This is a genomic window from Aquincola tertiaricarbonis, from assembly GCF_023573145.1.
In the GTDB taxonomy this organism is placed as follows: domain Bacteria; phylum Pseudomonadota; class Gammaproteobacteria; order Burkholderiales; family Burkholderiaceae_C; genus Aquincola; species Aquincola tertiaricarbonis_B.
Genome location: NZ_CP097636.1, coordinates 1,642,176 through 1,654,729 on the forward strand (window position 1 = coordinate 1,642,176; position 12,554 = coordinate 1,654,729).

13 protein-coding genes are annotated in these 12,554 nt (G+C 72.2%); 5 read left to right on the plus strand and 8 right to left on the minus strand.

Features of this window, described 5'->3' with window-relative positions; translation table 11 throughout:
* Positions 1-24: 24 nt before the first annotated feature.
* On the minus strand, positions 25-1,005 hold the full coding sequence (locus tag MW290_RS21885) for an acyltransferase family protein (protein WP_250199786.1): 981 nt from the start codon (positions 1,003-1,005) through the stop codon (positions 25-27).
* A gap of 102 nt (positions 1,006-1,107) precedes the next feature.
* Here MW290_RS21885 and MW290_RS21890 point away from each other — a divergent pair, with 102 nt between their 5' ends.
* The gene (locus tag MW290_RS21890) at positions 1,108-1,491 is read left to right on the plus strand and encodes an HPF/RaiA family ribosome-associated protein (RefSeq protein WP_250199787.1); all 384 of its coding nucleotides are present in this window, start codon (positions 1,108-1,110) and stop codon (positions 1,489-1,491) included.
* 31 nt (positions 1,492-1,522) lie between these two features.
* Here MW290_RS21890 and MW290_RS21895 read toward each other — a convergent pair whose 3' ends face one another.
* The gene (locus MW290_RS21895) at positions 1,523-2,221 is read right to left on the minus strand and encodes a type 1 glutamine amidotransferase domain-containing protein (protein WP_250199788.1); all 699 of its coding nucleotides are present in this window, start codon (positions 2,219-2,221) and stop codon (positions 1,523-1,525) included.
* Positions 2,222-2,320: 99 nt separating this feature from the next.
* Here MW290_RS21895 and MW290_RS21900 point away from each other — a divergent pair, with 99 nt between their 5' ends.
* Positions 2,321-3,238, plus strand: coding sequence for a LysR family transcriptional regulator (locus tag MW290_RS21900; protein WP_250199789.1), 918 nt, complete (start codon positions 2,321-2,323; stop codon positions 3,236-3,238).
* Between the two features lie 6 nt (positions 3,239-3,244).
* On the opposite strand, the gene MW290_RS21905 is transcribed toward MW290_RS21900, so the two are convergent.
* Positions 3,245-3,916 (minus strand): hypothetical protein, encoded by a 672-nt coding sequence (locus tag MW290_RS21905; RefSeq protein WP_250199790.1) that lies wholly within the window; start codon positions 3,914-3,916, stop codon positions 3,245-3,247.
* A 136-nt stretch (positions 3,917-4,052) separates the two neighbouring features.
* Here MW290_RS21905 and MW290_RS21910 point away from each other — a divergent pair, with 136 nt between their 5' ends.
* Positions 4,053-5,225, plus strand: a complete 1,173-nt coding sequence (locus MW290_RS21910; protein WP_250199791.1) for a metallophosphoesterase — start codon at positions 4,053-4,055, stop codon at positions 5,223-5,225.
* Positions 5,222-5,440, plus strand: coding sequence for a hypothetical protein (locus MW290_RS21915; RefSeq protein ID WP_250199792.1), 219 nt, complete (start codon positions 5,222-5,224; stop codon positions 5,438-5,440). The genes MW290_RS21910 and MW290_RS21915 overlap by 4 nt, the downstream gene beginning before the upstream one ends.
* Before the next feature lie 28 nt (positions 5,441-5,468).
* Here MW290_RS21915 and MW290_RS21920 read toward each other — a convergent pair whose 3' ends face one another.
* From MW290_RS21920 to MW290_RS21935, 4 genes are all read right to left on the minus strand, one after another.
* A complete protein-coding gene (locus tag MW290_RS21920) occupies positions 5,469-7,847 on the minus strand; it encodes an ATP-binding protein (protein ID WP_250199793.1) in 2,379 nt (792 codons plus the stop codon).
* Entirely contained in the window at positions 7,844-8,425 is a 582-nt protein-coding gene (locus MW290_RS21925; protein ID WP_250199794.1) for a YfiR family protein, read from the minus strand. The genes MW290_RS21920 and MW290_RS21925 overlap by 4 nt, the downstream gene beginning before the upstream one ends.
* A 2-nt stretch (positions 8,426-8,427) precedes the next feature.
* On the minus strand, positions 8,428-10,443 hold the full coding sequence (locus MW290_RS21930) for a TonB-dependent receptor plug domain-containing protein (protein ID WP_250199795.1): 2,016 nt from the start codon (positions 10,441-10,443) through the stop codon (positions 8,428-8,430).
* A gap of 211 nt (positions 10,444-10,654) precedes the next feature.
* Positions 10,655-11,212 (minus strand): OsmC family protein, encoded by a 558-nt coding sequence (locus MW290_RS21935; RefSeq protein WP_250199796.1) that lies wholly within the window; start codon positions 11,210-11,212, stop codon positions 10,655-10,657.
* A 153-nt stretch (positions 11,213-11,365) separates the two neighbouring features.
* Between MW290_RS21935 and MW290_RS21940 the strand changes: the two genes are divergently transcribed.
* Positions 11,366-11,866, plus strand: coding sequence for a hypothetical protein (locus MW290_RS21940; RefSeq protein WP_250199797.1), 501 nt, complete (start codon positions 11,366-11,368; stop codon positions 11,864-11,866).
* Positions 11,867-11,873: 7 nt separating this feature from the next.
* Here MW290_RS21940 and MW290_RS21945 read toward each other — a convergent pair whose 3' ends face one another.
* Positions 11,874-12,545 (minus strand): choice-of-anchor R domain-containing protein, encoded by a 672-nt coding sequence (locus MW290_RS21945; protein ID WP_250199798.1) that lies wholly within the window; start codon positions 12,543-12,545, stop codon positions 11,874-11,876.
* Positions 12,546-12,554: the final 9 nt, after the last annotated feature.

Sequence of the window (12,554 nt, forward strand, 5' to 3'; positions counted from 1 at the left end):
CGGTGCGTCAGTGTGGCCGCAAGCTTACCCGGCCGCAGTGCCGGCCACGGGAGCCGCCGGTCCACCGCCGGCAGGACGTCGGCGGGCCCGCCAGCGGCGTGCAGCTTCCAGCGCCGGGCTTTCCACCGCGTGCCAGGAGGCCACCGCCAGCAGCAGCGTCATCGCGGTGGACACCGCGATGTGCGCCGGCAGGCCGATCTGCGGCGAGAGCGCCGTCACCGCCTGCTGCACCGGAAAGGCATAGATGTACACGCCGTAGGAGTAGTCCCCCAGGCGGTTGAACTGCCGCAGCGCACCACCGGGCAGATAGGCAAGCACCAGCACCAGGTAGGCCAGCGCGCCCAGCGCGAACATCATCAGCAGCCGACTGCTGGGGTCGTCGCCGCCGCGCAGGCCGGCCCGCAGCAGCAGCGCCGCGCTGGCCAGCGCCAGCAGCACCCAGGCCAGGGTCACCAGCCGGCGCTGGTGGCGGCCCACCCAGCGCGCCAGCAGGCCCACCACGGCCAGCAGCGCATAGCAGCGCACTTCCTGCGGCAGGGTCCACAACGAACCGTTGACGGCGCCTGCAAGCGGGTTGTTTTCGAACACCCGGGGCAGGTTGCCGGTGGTGCCGAAGAACAGCGTGCTGTTCTTCAGCACGTAGGTCCAGGTCTCGGGCGCCAGGAAGTAGCCGGCCGCACCGGCCTGGCTGAAGAGGAAGAGCACCGGCACCGACAGCGCCACCATCGCCCACATGCCGGGCAGCACGCGCGCCGCCCGCGCCAGCGCGAAGGCCCGCAGCGAAGGCGCATGCCACCAGCTGGACATCACCAGCAGGCCGCTGCAGAAGAAGAACACGTCCACCGCGATGGAGCCGGGGGTGATGCCCAGCATGTGCCAGGGCTCGCTGCCGTCGCAGCCCGGTGCCAGCACGTAGCTGTGGCTCACCAGCACCATCAGCGCGGCCAGCAGGCGGATCAGGTTGAAGTTGTTGTCGCGACTGCGATCGAGGGACCCCAACAACATGCTCGACCACCTGCGTACAACAACTGCGAAGGTGGCCAGTGTAGGGGCCGCCCGGGCATGCGCGTTGCCGCGTCCGTCTACTCAACCCACAGCGGAGACCGCATGCAAATCCAAGTCGAGACCGACAACCACATCGAAGGCCGCCAGGCGCTGACCGAGTACGTGCAGGGCGTGATCGACGACGCGGTGGACAAGTACCGCGACCACATCACCCACGTGGAAGCCCACCTGGGCGACCTCAACAGCGGCGAGAAGTCGGGCAGCAACGACATGCGCTGCCTGCTGGAGGCGCGGGTCACCGGCGTCAAGAACATCGCCGTCAGCCACCAGGCCGAGAGCCTGCACCTGGCCATCGACGGCGCCGCCGACAAGCTGCAGCATGCGCTGGCCTCGTCGGTGGGCAAGCTGCAGGACCAGCAGCGCCGCGCCGCGCCGACAGGCCAGCTCACCGCCGACCTGCTGCGCGACGATCCGGACGCGGTATAGGGCCCCCAAGCTCGCTGCGCTCGCGCCCCGCTTACTTGACCCCCAGTGCCTTCAGCACCTCGGCCGCCACCAGGCCCGAGGACTGCGGGTTCTGGCCGGTGATCAGCTGGCCGTCGCGCACCACGAAGGGCTGCCAGTCGCCGGCGCCGACGAACTGGCCGCCCAGTTCGCGCAGCCGGCTCTCCAGCAGGAAGGGCACCACCGCCGTCAGGCCGACGGCGGCTTCTTCCGAGTCGGTGAACGAGTTCACCTTCAGGCCCTGGACGATGGACTGGCCGTCCGGCCGTTTGGCCGTGACCAGGCCCGCCGCGCCGTGGCACACCGAAGCCACCACCTTGCCGCCGGCCCAGGCCTGCTCCACCGCGAGCGTCACGCCGGCGTCGTTCGGCAGGTCCCACATCGTGCCGTGGCCGCCGGGCAGGAACACGGCATCGAACTGACGGGCGTCCATCGTGTCGGCCCGGGCGGTGTCGCGGATGCGCGCCTGCATCGCCTCGTCGGCCAAAAAGCGCTCCACCACTTCGTCGTTCTCGCCCTTCGGCTTCAGGCTGCCGGGGTCGATCGGCACCGGGCCGCCGGCGGTGGAGGCCAGCACCACCTCGGCACCGGCGTCGGCCAGCGCGTAGTAGGGCGCGGCCAGTTCCTCCGCCCACAAGCCGGTGGGCTTGCCGGTGTCGCCGAGGCGGTCGTGGCTGGTCAGGATCATCAGGATGCGCGGGCTGCGGTTCATCAGGAACTCCTTGTTCAAAACGGATGAAAGCACTTTAGAACCTGCACCCGCCGCTATAAAGCGGCTTTGCGGAACTTCATCCATTACACGGGAGTACAAATGGCCCGATCCTTCGACCCGGTGCAGCTGGGCAGCATCGAGCTGTTCTGCAAGGCGGCCGAGCTGGGCAGCTTCACCGCCGCGGCCGAGGCGCTGGGCGTCACGCCGGCGGCCGTCAGCCGCTCCATCGCACGCCTGGAGCAGCGGTTGGGCGTGCGGCTTTTTGTGCGCAGCACCCGCAGCATCCGCCTCACCGGCGACGGCGAGCTGTACCGCACCGAGTGCCAGCAGGCGCTGGAGCAGATTGTCGAGGCCGAGCGGGCGATCACCGGCCACCAGCGCACGCCCAGCGGGCTGCTGCGCATCAGCGTGCCCACCACCTATGCGCACCACCGGCTGCTGCCGCTGCTGCCGGCCTTCAACGCCGCCTACCCCGGCGTGGCGCTGGAACTGAACATCAGCAACCGCAACGTCGACCTGGTGGACGACGGCTACGACCTGGTGATCCGCCTGGGCGAGCCGCAGGACTCGCGGCTGATCGCCCGCAAGCTGGAAGACGCGACGCTCGGCCTGTTCGCCTCACCGGCCTACCTGCAGGCGCGCGGCATGCCGCAGCAGCTGGACGACCTGGCCCACCACGACTGCATCCAGTTCATCCTGCCCAGCACCGGCCGCCCGCTGCCCTGGCTGCTGCGCGATGCGCAGGGCAGCGTCATCGAGCATGGCTTCAAGGCCAGCCGCCAGGTGCACGAAGACGTGCTGGGCGTCGTCACCTGGGCCCGCGCCGGCGGCGGCATCAGCCAGATCTACCACTTCATCGCCGAAGAAGCGGTGCGCCGCGGCGAGCTGGTGGAAGTGCTCCCCCAGCTGGCCGGCGCCACCCGGCCGTTCTCCATCCTCTATCCGCAGAACCGGCACCTGTCGGCGCGGGTGCGGGCGTTCGTGGAGTTTCTGGTGGCACACACGGCCGGCGCCTGACGGGCCTCAGAACACCCCCGCCTCCTGCGCCCCGTTCATGATCGCGGTGGCCAGCCCGCCCAGCGGGCCCTGGATGTCGTCGGACGGCGGGGCGGAGGCGCGGGCGGTCCAGATCACCTGGCCGCCGCGGGCGTCGATGATGCGGCTGCTGGCCGCGTAGGCGGTGCTGCGGCGCTCGCCGCCGCCGATGGGCACGGCCACGCCCACGCCGCCGCCGACGCGGCCGCTGCCGAAGCCGAAGCTGCCCAGGCCGATGGAAAAGGAAGGCCCGCCGCCGCCCGACGCGCCGGCCCAGGCCGAGACGGTGGTGGCCAGCACCGCGATGGCGCCGGCCTGGCGGGCGGGGGCCAGGTACTGGTTGTCGGGCACCGGCTGGCCCGGCGCCGGCGGCGTGATGTCGGGCGCGATGACGGCGCTGCCGCCCTGGGCCACCACGGCGCCGGCCATCTGGTCTTCACAGATGCGCTTGACGGCCGGGTCCACCGCCTCGCAGGCCACCAGCACCCTGGCGCCTGCCAGCTTCAGCGTCGGCCGCTGGGGCGCGGTCCACTGGCCTTCGATCTTGGGCTCGGCGGCGCAGCCGGCCAGCAGGGCCGCCGCGGCGGCCGCGGTGGTGATCAGGGCGAGGCGACGGTGCGGCGTCGGGCGGGTGGTGGATCGGGTGTGCAGTTCGGTCATGTCGCATTCTCCCGGGCCGGCGCAAAGAGGGCGGCCCTTGCAGCACAACGCGGCAAGGGCAGTGCCCGGCGACCGGCCGCTCCCTGCCCACCTGTTGCGCGATTGAAGCCCACGGGTTCACCCCCATGTGCCGGCGATGCCCGTGCTGCTCATCCTGCTGTTGCTCCACCTCTACGTCGGCTTCCGCCTCGTGCCGGCGCTGCCGGGGATGGTGGCCCCCGGGCTGCTGGCCCTCTGGCTGCTGGCTTCGCTGGTGCTCATTCCGGCCAGCTTCTTCGGCCGGCGGGCCTCCGGCCCGGTGGCCGACCGGCTGAGCTGGGCCGGCATGCTGGCCCTGGGCGTGTTTTCACTGCTGGGCGTGTCCACGCTGCTGCGCGATGGCGTGCTGCTGGTCGCCTGGGCGCTGGGCCAGGTGCCGGCGGTGCAGGCTGGCACCGGCGCCGCCGTGCGTGCGGTGGCCGGCGGTGCCACGCTGCAGGCCGCCAGCGCCTGGGCGGTGCTGGGTTTCACCGGCCTGGGCACGCTGGCCGGTGTGGTGGGGGCGCGGCGGCGGGCGCCGGTGCGGCGGGTGGACATTGCGGTCGACGGTCTGCCGGCCGCGCTGCACGGCTTCACCGTCGCGCAGATCACCGACGTGCATGTAGGCCCCACCGTCAAACGGGCCTATGTGCAGCGCATCGTCGATGCGGTCAATACGCTGCAGCCCGATGCGGTGGCCATCACCGGCGACCTGGTGGACGGCCGGGTGGCCGACCTGCGGGACGACGTGGCGCCGCTGGCCGGGCTGCGGTCGCGGCACGGCAGCTTCTTCGTCACCGGCAACCACGAGTACTACAGCGGCGCCGAAGAATGGGTGGCCGCGCTGCGCGGCCTGGGCCTGCAGGTGCTGCTGAACCAGCATGTGGTGCTGCAGCACGGCGGCGCCCGCGTGGTGATGGCCGGCGTGGCCGACTGGAGCGCCGGCCACTTCGTGCCCGGCCACCGCAGCGATGCGCAGGCCGCGATGGCGGGCGCGCCGGCCGATGCCGGGCTGCGGCTGCTGCTGGCCCACCAGCCGCGCAGCGCCGCGGGCGCGGCCGAGGCCGGCTTCGACGTGCAGCTCTCGGGCCACACCCATGGCGGGCAGATCTGGCCCTGGGGCTTTTTCGTGCGCTTCCAGCAGCCCTTCACCGCGGGGCTGGACCGCCTGGGGCGGCTGTGGGTGTACACCAGCCGCGGCACGGGATACTGGGGGCCTCCGCTGCGGCTCGGTGCGCCGTCGGAGATCACTTGCGTGCGCTTCATCCAATCCAACAGGGAGCCCCAATGAAGACCATCGACGAGATGCTGAACCTGGACCTGCTCACGCCTGAACAGCACCACCAGATCGGCGCTTGGATCGCCCGCGCGGCCACGCCCGACGACATCCTGGCGATGCCGGCCGCGCTGTGGCAGGCGGTGGAACGCGCCAGCGCGGTGATGGGCGTGGACGCCGACCTGCTGCGCCCGCCGGCGCTGGACGCGGGCGGGCTGGGCCTGGCGTAGCCGGCCGGGCCGCGGGACCACCCCCGGTTCAGGCCGCCGCTTCGTCGGCGGTGGCCTGGCCGTGCGCCGTCCAGCGGTGCACCACGTTCAGCAGTTGCTGGGCCACCACCGGCTTGGTGAGGAAGTCGTTCATGCCCACCGCCAGGCAGGCCACGCGGTCCTCGGCGAAGGCATTGGCCGTCAGCGCCACCACCGGGATGGCGGTGTTGTGGGGCCCGGCCGCGCCATTGCGGATGCGGCGGGTGACCTCCAGCCCGTCCATGTCGGGCATCTGCCAGTCCATCAGCACCAGGTCGAAGCGGTGTTCGCGCAGCAGCGCCAGCGCACTGCGGCCGTCGTCGGCGGTCTGCACGCCCAGGCCGGCATTGGTCAGCATGGCGGCGACGATCATCTGGTTGGTCGGGTCGTCGTCCACCACCAGCAGCCGGCGCACGGGGGCGGGCAGGGCGCCGGCCTGGCCGGGCAGCGGCGGCTCGGCCGGTGGATCCATGGACGGGGGCAGGCCGTCGCGGCGCCAGCCCAGGCGGCTGACCAGCGCCGCCCGCAACACCGGCTTGAGCACGCTGCGCGGCAGCTGCAGGTGCTCGCGGGCACTGTCGGCCGCGTGTGAAGGCGCATCGTTCATCGCGATCACACGCTCGGGGTCGATCAGGTCGGCGCAGCGCTCCAGCAGCGCCCAGGCCTGGGCGGTTTCGGTGGCCACCAGCAGCCACGGCGGCCCGTTGCCTTCGCTGCCCGCCGCTTGCAGCCGTACCTGCAGGTCGGTGGCGTCGACCACACGCTCGGCCGGGATCTGCATGCGCCGCAGCATCGCGGCCAGGGCCTCGGCGCTGGGTTCGTGCGGCTCGAAGAAGCACACCGGTGCAGGCGCGGCGCGCGGGCCGGCCCACTCGGTCACCGGGCCTTCGGCGCCGGGCAGCGGAATCTCGAACCAGAAGCTGCTGCCCTGGCCGGGCTGGCTGTCCACCTGGATGTCGCCGCCCATGGCCCGCACCAGCTCGCGCGAGATGGTCAGGCCCAGCCCGGTGCCACCGAAGCGGCGGGTGGTGGCTTCGTCGGCCTGGGCAAAGGGCTGGAAGATGTCGCGCGTGGTTTCCAGGTCCATGCCCACGCCGGTGTCGGTCACGCAAAAGCGCACCCGGCCTGGCGCGCCGGCAGCCGCCGTGACCCGCAGCACCACCTCGCCGGCCGGGGTGAACTTGACCGCGTTGCCCAGCAGGTTCAGCAGCACCTGGCGCAGCCGCATCGGGTCGCCGGTGCGCCAGGCGGCCAGGTCAGGCTCGATCACCGCCGCCATCGCCAGCCCGCCGCTGCGGGCCGCCACCGAGGCGGTGGCCACCGCCGCCTCCACGCAGTCCACCAGGTTGAAGGCTTCCTGCGACAGCGTCAGCGCACCCGACTCGATGCGCGCCACGTCCAGCACGTTCTCGATCAGGGCCAGCAGGTTGGCGCCGCTCTGGCCGATGGTCTCGATCAGCTGCGCGCGGTCGGTGGCCTGGCCGCCCTGCTGCAGCAGCTGGGTGGCGCCCAGCACCGCATTGAGCGGCGTGCGCAGCTCATGGCTCATGTTGGCCAGGAAGCGGGTCTTGGCCAGCGAGGCGGCCTCGGCCCGTTCCTTTTCCTGGGCCAGCTCGCGCGTGCGCTGGGCCACCCGTTCTTCCAGCGTGCGGTTGGCGTTTTCCAGCGCCTGGGCGCGCTGCTGCACCTGGTCCAGCATGTCGTTGAAGGCGCGCACCGCCTGGCCCACTTCGTCCAGGCCTTCGCCTTCCAGCCGGCGCGAATAGTCGCGCTGCTCGGCGATGCGGGCTGCGGTGCGGCCCAGCGCCGTCATCGGGCTGGTGATGCGGGCGGCGATGCGCCGCACCAGCGGCAGGCTGAGGGCCAGCGCCAGCAGCTGCGCCAGGATGAGCGCGGCCGCGCCGATGGCCAGCTGGCGGTAGCTTTGCAGCTCGTCCAGCTCCACCGTCACCTGGCCCATCGGGTTGGCCGGCGGGCCCACCGGTGCGCTCACCACCAGGCGGCCGAAGCCGGGCTGCGGTCCGGGCCGATCGGGCGTGCCGGCGGCCAGGTAGCGGGCGCGTACGGCGCCGTCGGCGTCCTTCAGCCAGGCGCCGCGCACGTTGCTGCGCACGCGCAAAAAGCCCAGCGTCTCGTTGGCGGCGTCCACGTCGCCGAAGGCCAGCGGTGCTTCCAGCGCAAAGGCGGTGGTGCGCACCAGTTCCTGGGCCTCGCCTTCGGTGCGGCGGTCTTCTGACCACACCGCCACCACCAGCATGGCCAGCAGCGACAGCAGCGCGGTGAGCGAGGCGGCGAACACGAAGAGCCGGGGCAGCCGGCGGCGCAGCGGCTGGTCGGCGGCGGCGGCCCACCAGCGTTCCAGCGCAGCGGGCAGGGGAGGTCGTCTCATCGGCGGGGATCCTCTCGCAGCACCTCGCGGGCCAGTTTCAGGGCACCGGCGCGCACACCCAGTTCGGCCCTGTGCAAGGCCGACAGGTTGACGTCGAAACGCAGCGCATCGTTCACCACCACCAGCTCCACCATGCCGCCGCGGCTGGCAAAACCGTCCTGCTGCGCCATGGTCAGCACCGGGGCGTCGGGCGGCGGCAGCAGCTCGGCCAGCCGGCGCGGGGCGCTGTCGTCGATGTAGAGCAGGTGGCAGCTGGCGCCCGCAGCCGCCTGGCTGCCGGGTGCCGGCCACCACACCAGCTGCAGCGGGCGGCCGGCCGGCGGCGTGGCCAGCTGGCGGCGGAAGGCCTCGGCCAGCACCGGGCTGTCCTGCACCACGCACACGTGCAGCGGGCTGTCCTCATGGGCGAAGGCATGGGCCGGCCACTGCACGAAGCGCGAGAAGGTGATCACCAGCCGCGCCTTGGCCCAGGCGTCGCTGCCCATGGTCTGGGCGCGGGCGGCCTGCGGCAGCAGCAGGCCGGCCAGCAGCAGGGCCGCGGCCAGCAGCGGGCGGATCGTGCGGTACGGCAAGCCCATGCTCAGAACTGCCGGCCGATCTGCAGCGCCCAGCTGCGGCCGTCCTGCGCCAGCGTCGGCTGCCGGTGCTCGGGGCCGGCAGGGTCGGCGTAGCGCGCATCCAGCAGGTTGTAGGCGGTGAGGGCGGCATCCCACGGGCTGCCGGGCGGCGCATAGCTCAGCCGTGCGTTCAGGCGCCGGTAGCCAGCCACGCTGCCGCCGCCCGCCAGGGGCCGGTCGCCCACCCCCACCAGGTTCATGCCCACGCCCAGGCCCGGCACCGGCGTGGGGCTGGTGAGCGCCAGCTTGAATTGCTGCCTGGGGGCGTTGGCCAGCGGCTGGCCGGTGGCGGCGTCGTGCACGCGCTGGTGGCTGGCGCTGCCGCGCAGCTGCAGTCCCCCGCGCGAAACCCAGGTGGCCTCGACGGTGGCGCCGGCCACGTGCACGCCACCGCGGTTGGTGTAGTTCAGCAGCTGGTCGTCGCGGGCCACCAGCTCGATCACGTCCGTCACGCGGGCCCGGTAGACCGAGCCCTGCAGCTGCCAGGCTTCGGCCGGCCGCCACAGCAGCACCAGCTCGTGCGAGCGCAGCGATTCAACTTGCAGGCCCTGGGGCCGCCGCTGCACCGCATCGGCGTACGACAGCTCGCTGAAGTTGGGTTCGCGGTAGGCGGTGCCGCTGAGCCACTTGAAGGTCCAGGCCGGGGTGGGCGACCAGATGGCGGCCAGGCGCGGGCTGGTGCGGTGGCTGCCGTCGGTGCGGCGGTCGGCGCGCAGCCCCAGGGTCAGGAGCAGCTCGGGCCACAGCGACCATTCGTCCACCACATAGAGGCCGTGGCGGTGGTTGCTGCCCAGCGCGCGCTGGGCCGAGGTGCTGCCGTCGGGCCACTGCGTGTCGACGTCGATCTCCTGCCGGCGGTTGCGCTGGGTTTCCACGCCCAGCGTCAGCCGGTGTCCGGCCCAGCCGGTGTAGCGCCAGCGCAGCTCACCGCTGAGCCAGCGCGAGGCGTTGTCGTCGCTCACCCGGGCGCCTTCGGTGGTCAGGGTGTCGGCCGCAAAGGCGTAGCGGCCTTCGTGGGCCAGCAGCTCCAGCGTGCTGGAAGGTCCGACGGCGCGGGTATAGGCCGCACTCAGGCTGGCATAGCGGTCGACCCAGGGCGCCGGGGTGTCGAAGGCGGTGTCGTAGGCGCCGGTGGGCATCTCCTTGCGCCGCTGCGACAGCGCCAGGCTCACCCGCAGCCCGCCTTGCTGCAGCTTGGCGAACAGCTTGTCGGCCCGCTCGCCGTCACGGTGGTGGGCGATGCCCTCGGGGTTTTGCGGGCTCGCGTACTCGGCAAATCGCAGGTCGGTGCCGGGGCGGTTTTCGGTGGCCAGCGACAGCAACACGCGGCTGTCGCCCCAGCTGCCGCCCCAGCTGGCCGTGGCCTTGCGCTGGCGGTGGCTGCCCACGCTCAGCATGGCCTGGCCGCCGGCCAGCTGCGCCGGCGAGCGGGTGATGACGTTGACCACCGCGGCCACCGCATTGCTGCCGTACAGCGACGAGCCGGGGCCTGGAATGAACTCCACCCGGTCGATCAGCGAGACGTCGATCGGGAACTCGCGGTCCATGGACGCGGCCTCGAACAGCGGGTCGTTGGCACGGATACCGTCCACCAGCACCAGCAGCCGCGAGCTGTAGTCGCCCGGTCGGGTGACGCCGCGCAGGCCGGCGTAGCTGTAGGCGCGGTCGTAGCGCAGGTGCACGCCGGGCAGGCTTTCCAGCACCTCGCCCAAGGTGCGGTAGCCCTGGGCGCGGATTTCGCCGCCGGTGCGCACCGCGGCGGCGCCGGGCGCGGTCACCAGGTCCTCCGCGCGCTTGCTGGCGGCGCCCAGGCGGCTGCTGCCGTACACCGGCTGTGCCAGCGCGTCGGCCAGCTCGGCTTCTTCGTCGCGGGTGGGGGTGGGTGGTGGGTCGGCGGCCTGGGCCAGCAGCGGCATGCCCAGGGCCGCCAGTGCCAGCAGGCGGCAAGGCCAGGACAGAACGGAAGCGGAAGCGGTCACTGCACGAAAGGCGGCGCGTCCGGAAGGCCGGCGCGCCAATGGAAATGGGGACTACGGAAAGGGCTGCTGCGCCGGGGCGGGTGGCGTGACCGGCGTTCTGTCATCGGGTGGGCCTGCGGCGGCTTGACCAGCCGCGCCAACACGGTGCATCCAAGTGTGACCGAGTTGGCAGGTACTGACGCTGCGCCGCGCGCAGACGTGAGCGATTGTTTCAGGTCTTGGTGACAGCCGGCCCGGGTGGCTCCACCACCACCTGCAGCAGCAGCGGCAGCTGGGCATGCAGCGTGGCCGCCACCGGCGAAGCCCGGGCCGCGCTGGCCACCAGCGCCTGCAGGCGCTCGGCCGCCACGCCGTCGGCGCCCAGGCGCACCTGCAGGCTCAGCTGCGCGGGGCCGGCGGGCACCGGCCGCCCCTGGTCGTCAGGCAGGCCCAGCAGGCCGCGCGCGTCGGAGCGGCTGCCGGCCTGTACGTCCAGCGTGCGCAGCTCGATGCCCTGCAGGGCGGCCTCCATCAGCACGCGGGTGGCCACGCAGGAGGCCAGCGCCGCCCGCAGCAGCCAGACGGCGCTGGGCGCTTCGCCCTGGCCGCCCAGTTCGGTGGGCAGGTCGGTGACCACCAATCCCTGGCCGTGGCCGTCGTGGGTGATCACACGGGTGCCGCCGGCCCATTCGGCACGGGCGGGCGTGTCGTCGCCAATGCCCGCCTCGGGTCGGCGCCGCAGCACCGAAGCCACCCGCTCGAACGCCGCTGCGATCTCGTGTGCTGCCATGCCGTCTCCGCTTGCCACTGCCGGCCGGCATTGTGGAAGCGGGCGGCGTGCAGCGGTATGGGGTTCAACACGGGCCATGACAGGGTTCCGACGGGCTCGAATCCTGCGTCGGCCGGGGCTCAAGGCGGCGCAGCGGGCGCCGAAACCTCTTTCATGGACACCTGCGACCCCGCCTTCGCCCCTTCCTTCCACGACCATCGCGGCGGCCGCCAGCACCGCTTCATGGAATCGGCCGACATCAATGCGGCCTTCCGAGAGGTCTTCCGACCCCTGCGCAGCAACATCCGCCGCGGCATGAGCGTGCAGAGCCAGGTCTACGGCATCGAGATGGACACCTGCATCCCCGGCGAAATGCTGGCCACCGCCTGGATTCCGCCTTCCAGCCGCGGCATCGACCAGCCGCTGCTGCTGGAAGACCCGCTGCGCCGGCGCATGCTGTTCGCACGCCTGTTCGCCGAAGGCCGGCCCGAGCAGTTGTTCGCCTATGTCAGCGAACGCCGCACCGGCCATCGGCAGGCAGTGCTGTACGTGGAGATCGCCTCCGAGGACGGCCTGTTTGCCGCCGACTACCCGGTGGAGGTGGGCACCGGCTGGCAGCGCCGCGAACTGGTGGCGGTGCCGCACCGGCGGCTGGATCCGGTGAACGCCGGTTGAGGCAGTCTCATCCGCGGTGGCGGTCCTGCCTGACACTCAGCAGCAGAAGGCCGCCGCCCAGCAGCATGAGCGCGTAGGTGCCCGGCTCGGGCACCGGCGACACGGCGCCCCGCACCTCGATCGCGTTGAGGCCGGAGTGCACCATCCAGTTCAGGCCGCCGTCGCTGGAATTGGCGAAATCGTGCGCACGTGCGCCCAATTCCGAGGTGTAGGGCGAGCCGTAGTCCCCCGAGATCGCGCCGATGGCCTCCACGTACCGCAGGCCCGCCGCTTCGGCGCCGCGCATCACCAGCCAGTACAGCTCACCAGCTTCCAGCGCCATCGTCGAGGTGGGGCGGAAGGTGTAGTTGTCGCGGCCGCTCACCAGCACGCTGGTGAAGTTGCCGATCTGTGTCAGCGGGGTGCTGTACGGCGCGTTCGGGTTGGCCGAGAACAGCGCCAGCGTGGCGACGCCCGCACTGCTGGCCTGCAGTCGCAGCGTGACGTCGTAGAGGTACAGCGACGTGCTGCCCATCCGGAAGCCGACGGTTTCCCAGAGCTGGTCGGAGAAGGGGGCGCTGTAGCCATCCGCCTGGGTGCCGCTGGTGATGACGACCTGGGGATCGTTGGCCGCCTGTGCCGCGGTGGTGGTCCAGGCGCCCAGGGCGAGGCAAAAACCGGCGAGGAGTCTGTACTGCATGAATGCTCC

What these genes read in the sequence shown, in the direction of transcription:
- MW290_RS21885 (WP_250199786.1), bottom strand. Translation starts at nt 1,005, where the DNA reads ATGTTGTTGGGGTCCCTCGATCGCAGTCGCGACAACAACTTCAACCTG.
- MW290_RS21890 (WP_250199787.1), top strand. Translation starts at nt 1,108, where the DNA reads ATGCAAATCCAAGTCGAGACCGACAACCACATCGAAGGCCGCCAGGCG.
- MW290_RS21895 (WP_250199788.1), bottom strand. Translation starts at nt 2,221, where the DNA reads ATGAACCGCAGCCCGCGCATCCTGATGATCCTGACCAGCCACGACCGC.
- MW290_RS21900 (WP_250199789.1), top strand. Translation starts at nt 2,321, where the DNA reads ATGGCCCGATCCTTCGACCCGGTGCAGCTGGGCAGCATCGAGCTGTTC.
- MW290_RS21905 (WP_250199790.1), bottom strand. Translation starts at nt 3,916, where the DNA reads ATGACCGAACTGCACACCCGATCCACCACCCGCCCGACGCCGCACCGT.
- MW290_RS21910 (WP_250199791.1), top strand. Translation starts at nt 4,053, where the DNA reads ATGCCCGTGCTGCTCATCCTGCTGTTGCTCCACCTCTACGTCGGCTTC.
- MW290_RS21915 (WP_250199792.1), top strand. Translation starts at nt 5,222, where the DNA reads ATGAAGACCATCGACGAGATGCTGAACCTGGACCTGCTCACGCCTGAA.
- MW290_RS21920 (WP_250199793.1), bottom strand. Translation starts at nt 7,847, where the DNA reads ATGAGACGACCTCCCCTGCCCGCTGCGCTGGAACGCTGGTGGGCCGCC.
- MW290_RS21925 (WP_250199794.1), bottom strand. Translation starts at nt 8,425, where the DNA reads ATGGGCTTGCCGTACCGCACGATCCGCCCGCTGCTGGCCGCGGCCCTG.
- MW290_RS21935 (WP_250199796.1), bottom strand. Translation starts at nt 11,212, where the DNA reads ATGGCAGCACACGAGATCGCAGCGGCGTTCGAGCGGGTGGCTTCGGTG.
- MW290_RS21940 (WP_250199797.1), top strand. Translation starts at nt 11,366, where the DNA reads ATGGACACCTGCGACCCCGCCTTCGCCCCTTCCTTCCACGACCATCGC.
- MW290_RS21945 (WP_250199798.1), bottom strand. Translation starts at nt 12,545, where the DNA reads ATGCAGTACAGACTCCTCGCCGGTTTTTGCCTCGCCCTGGGCGCCTGG.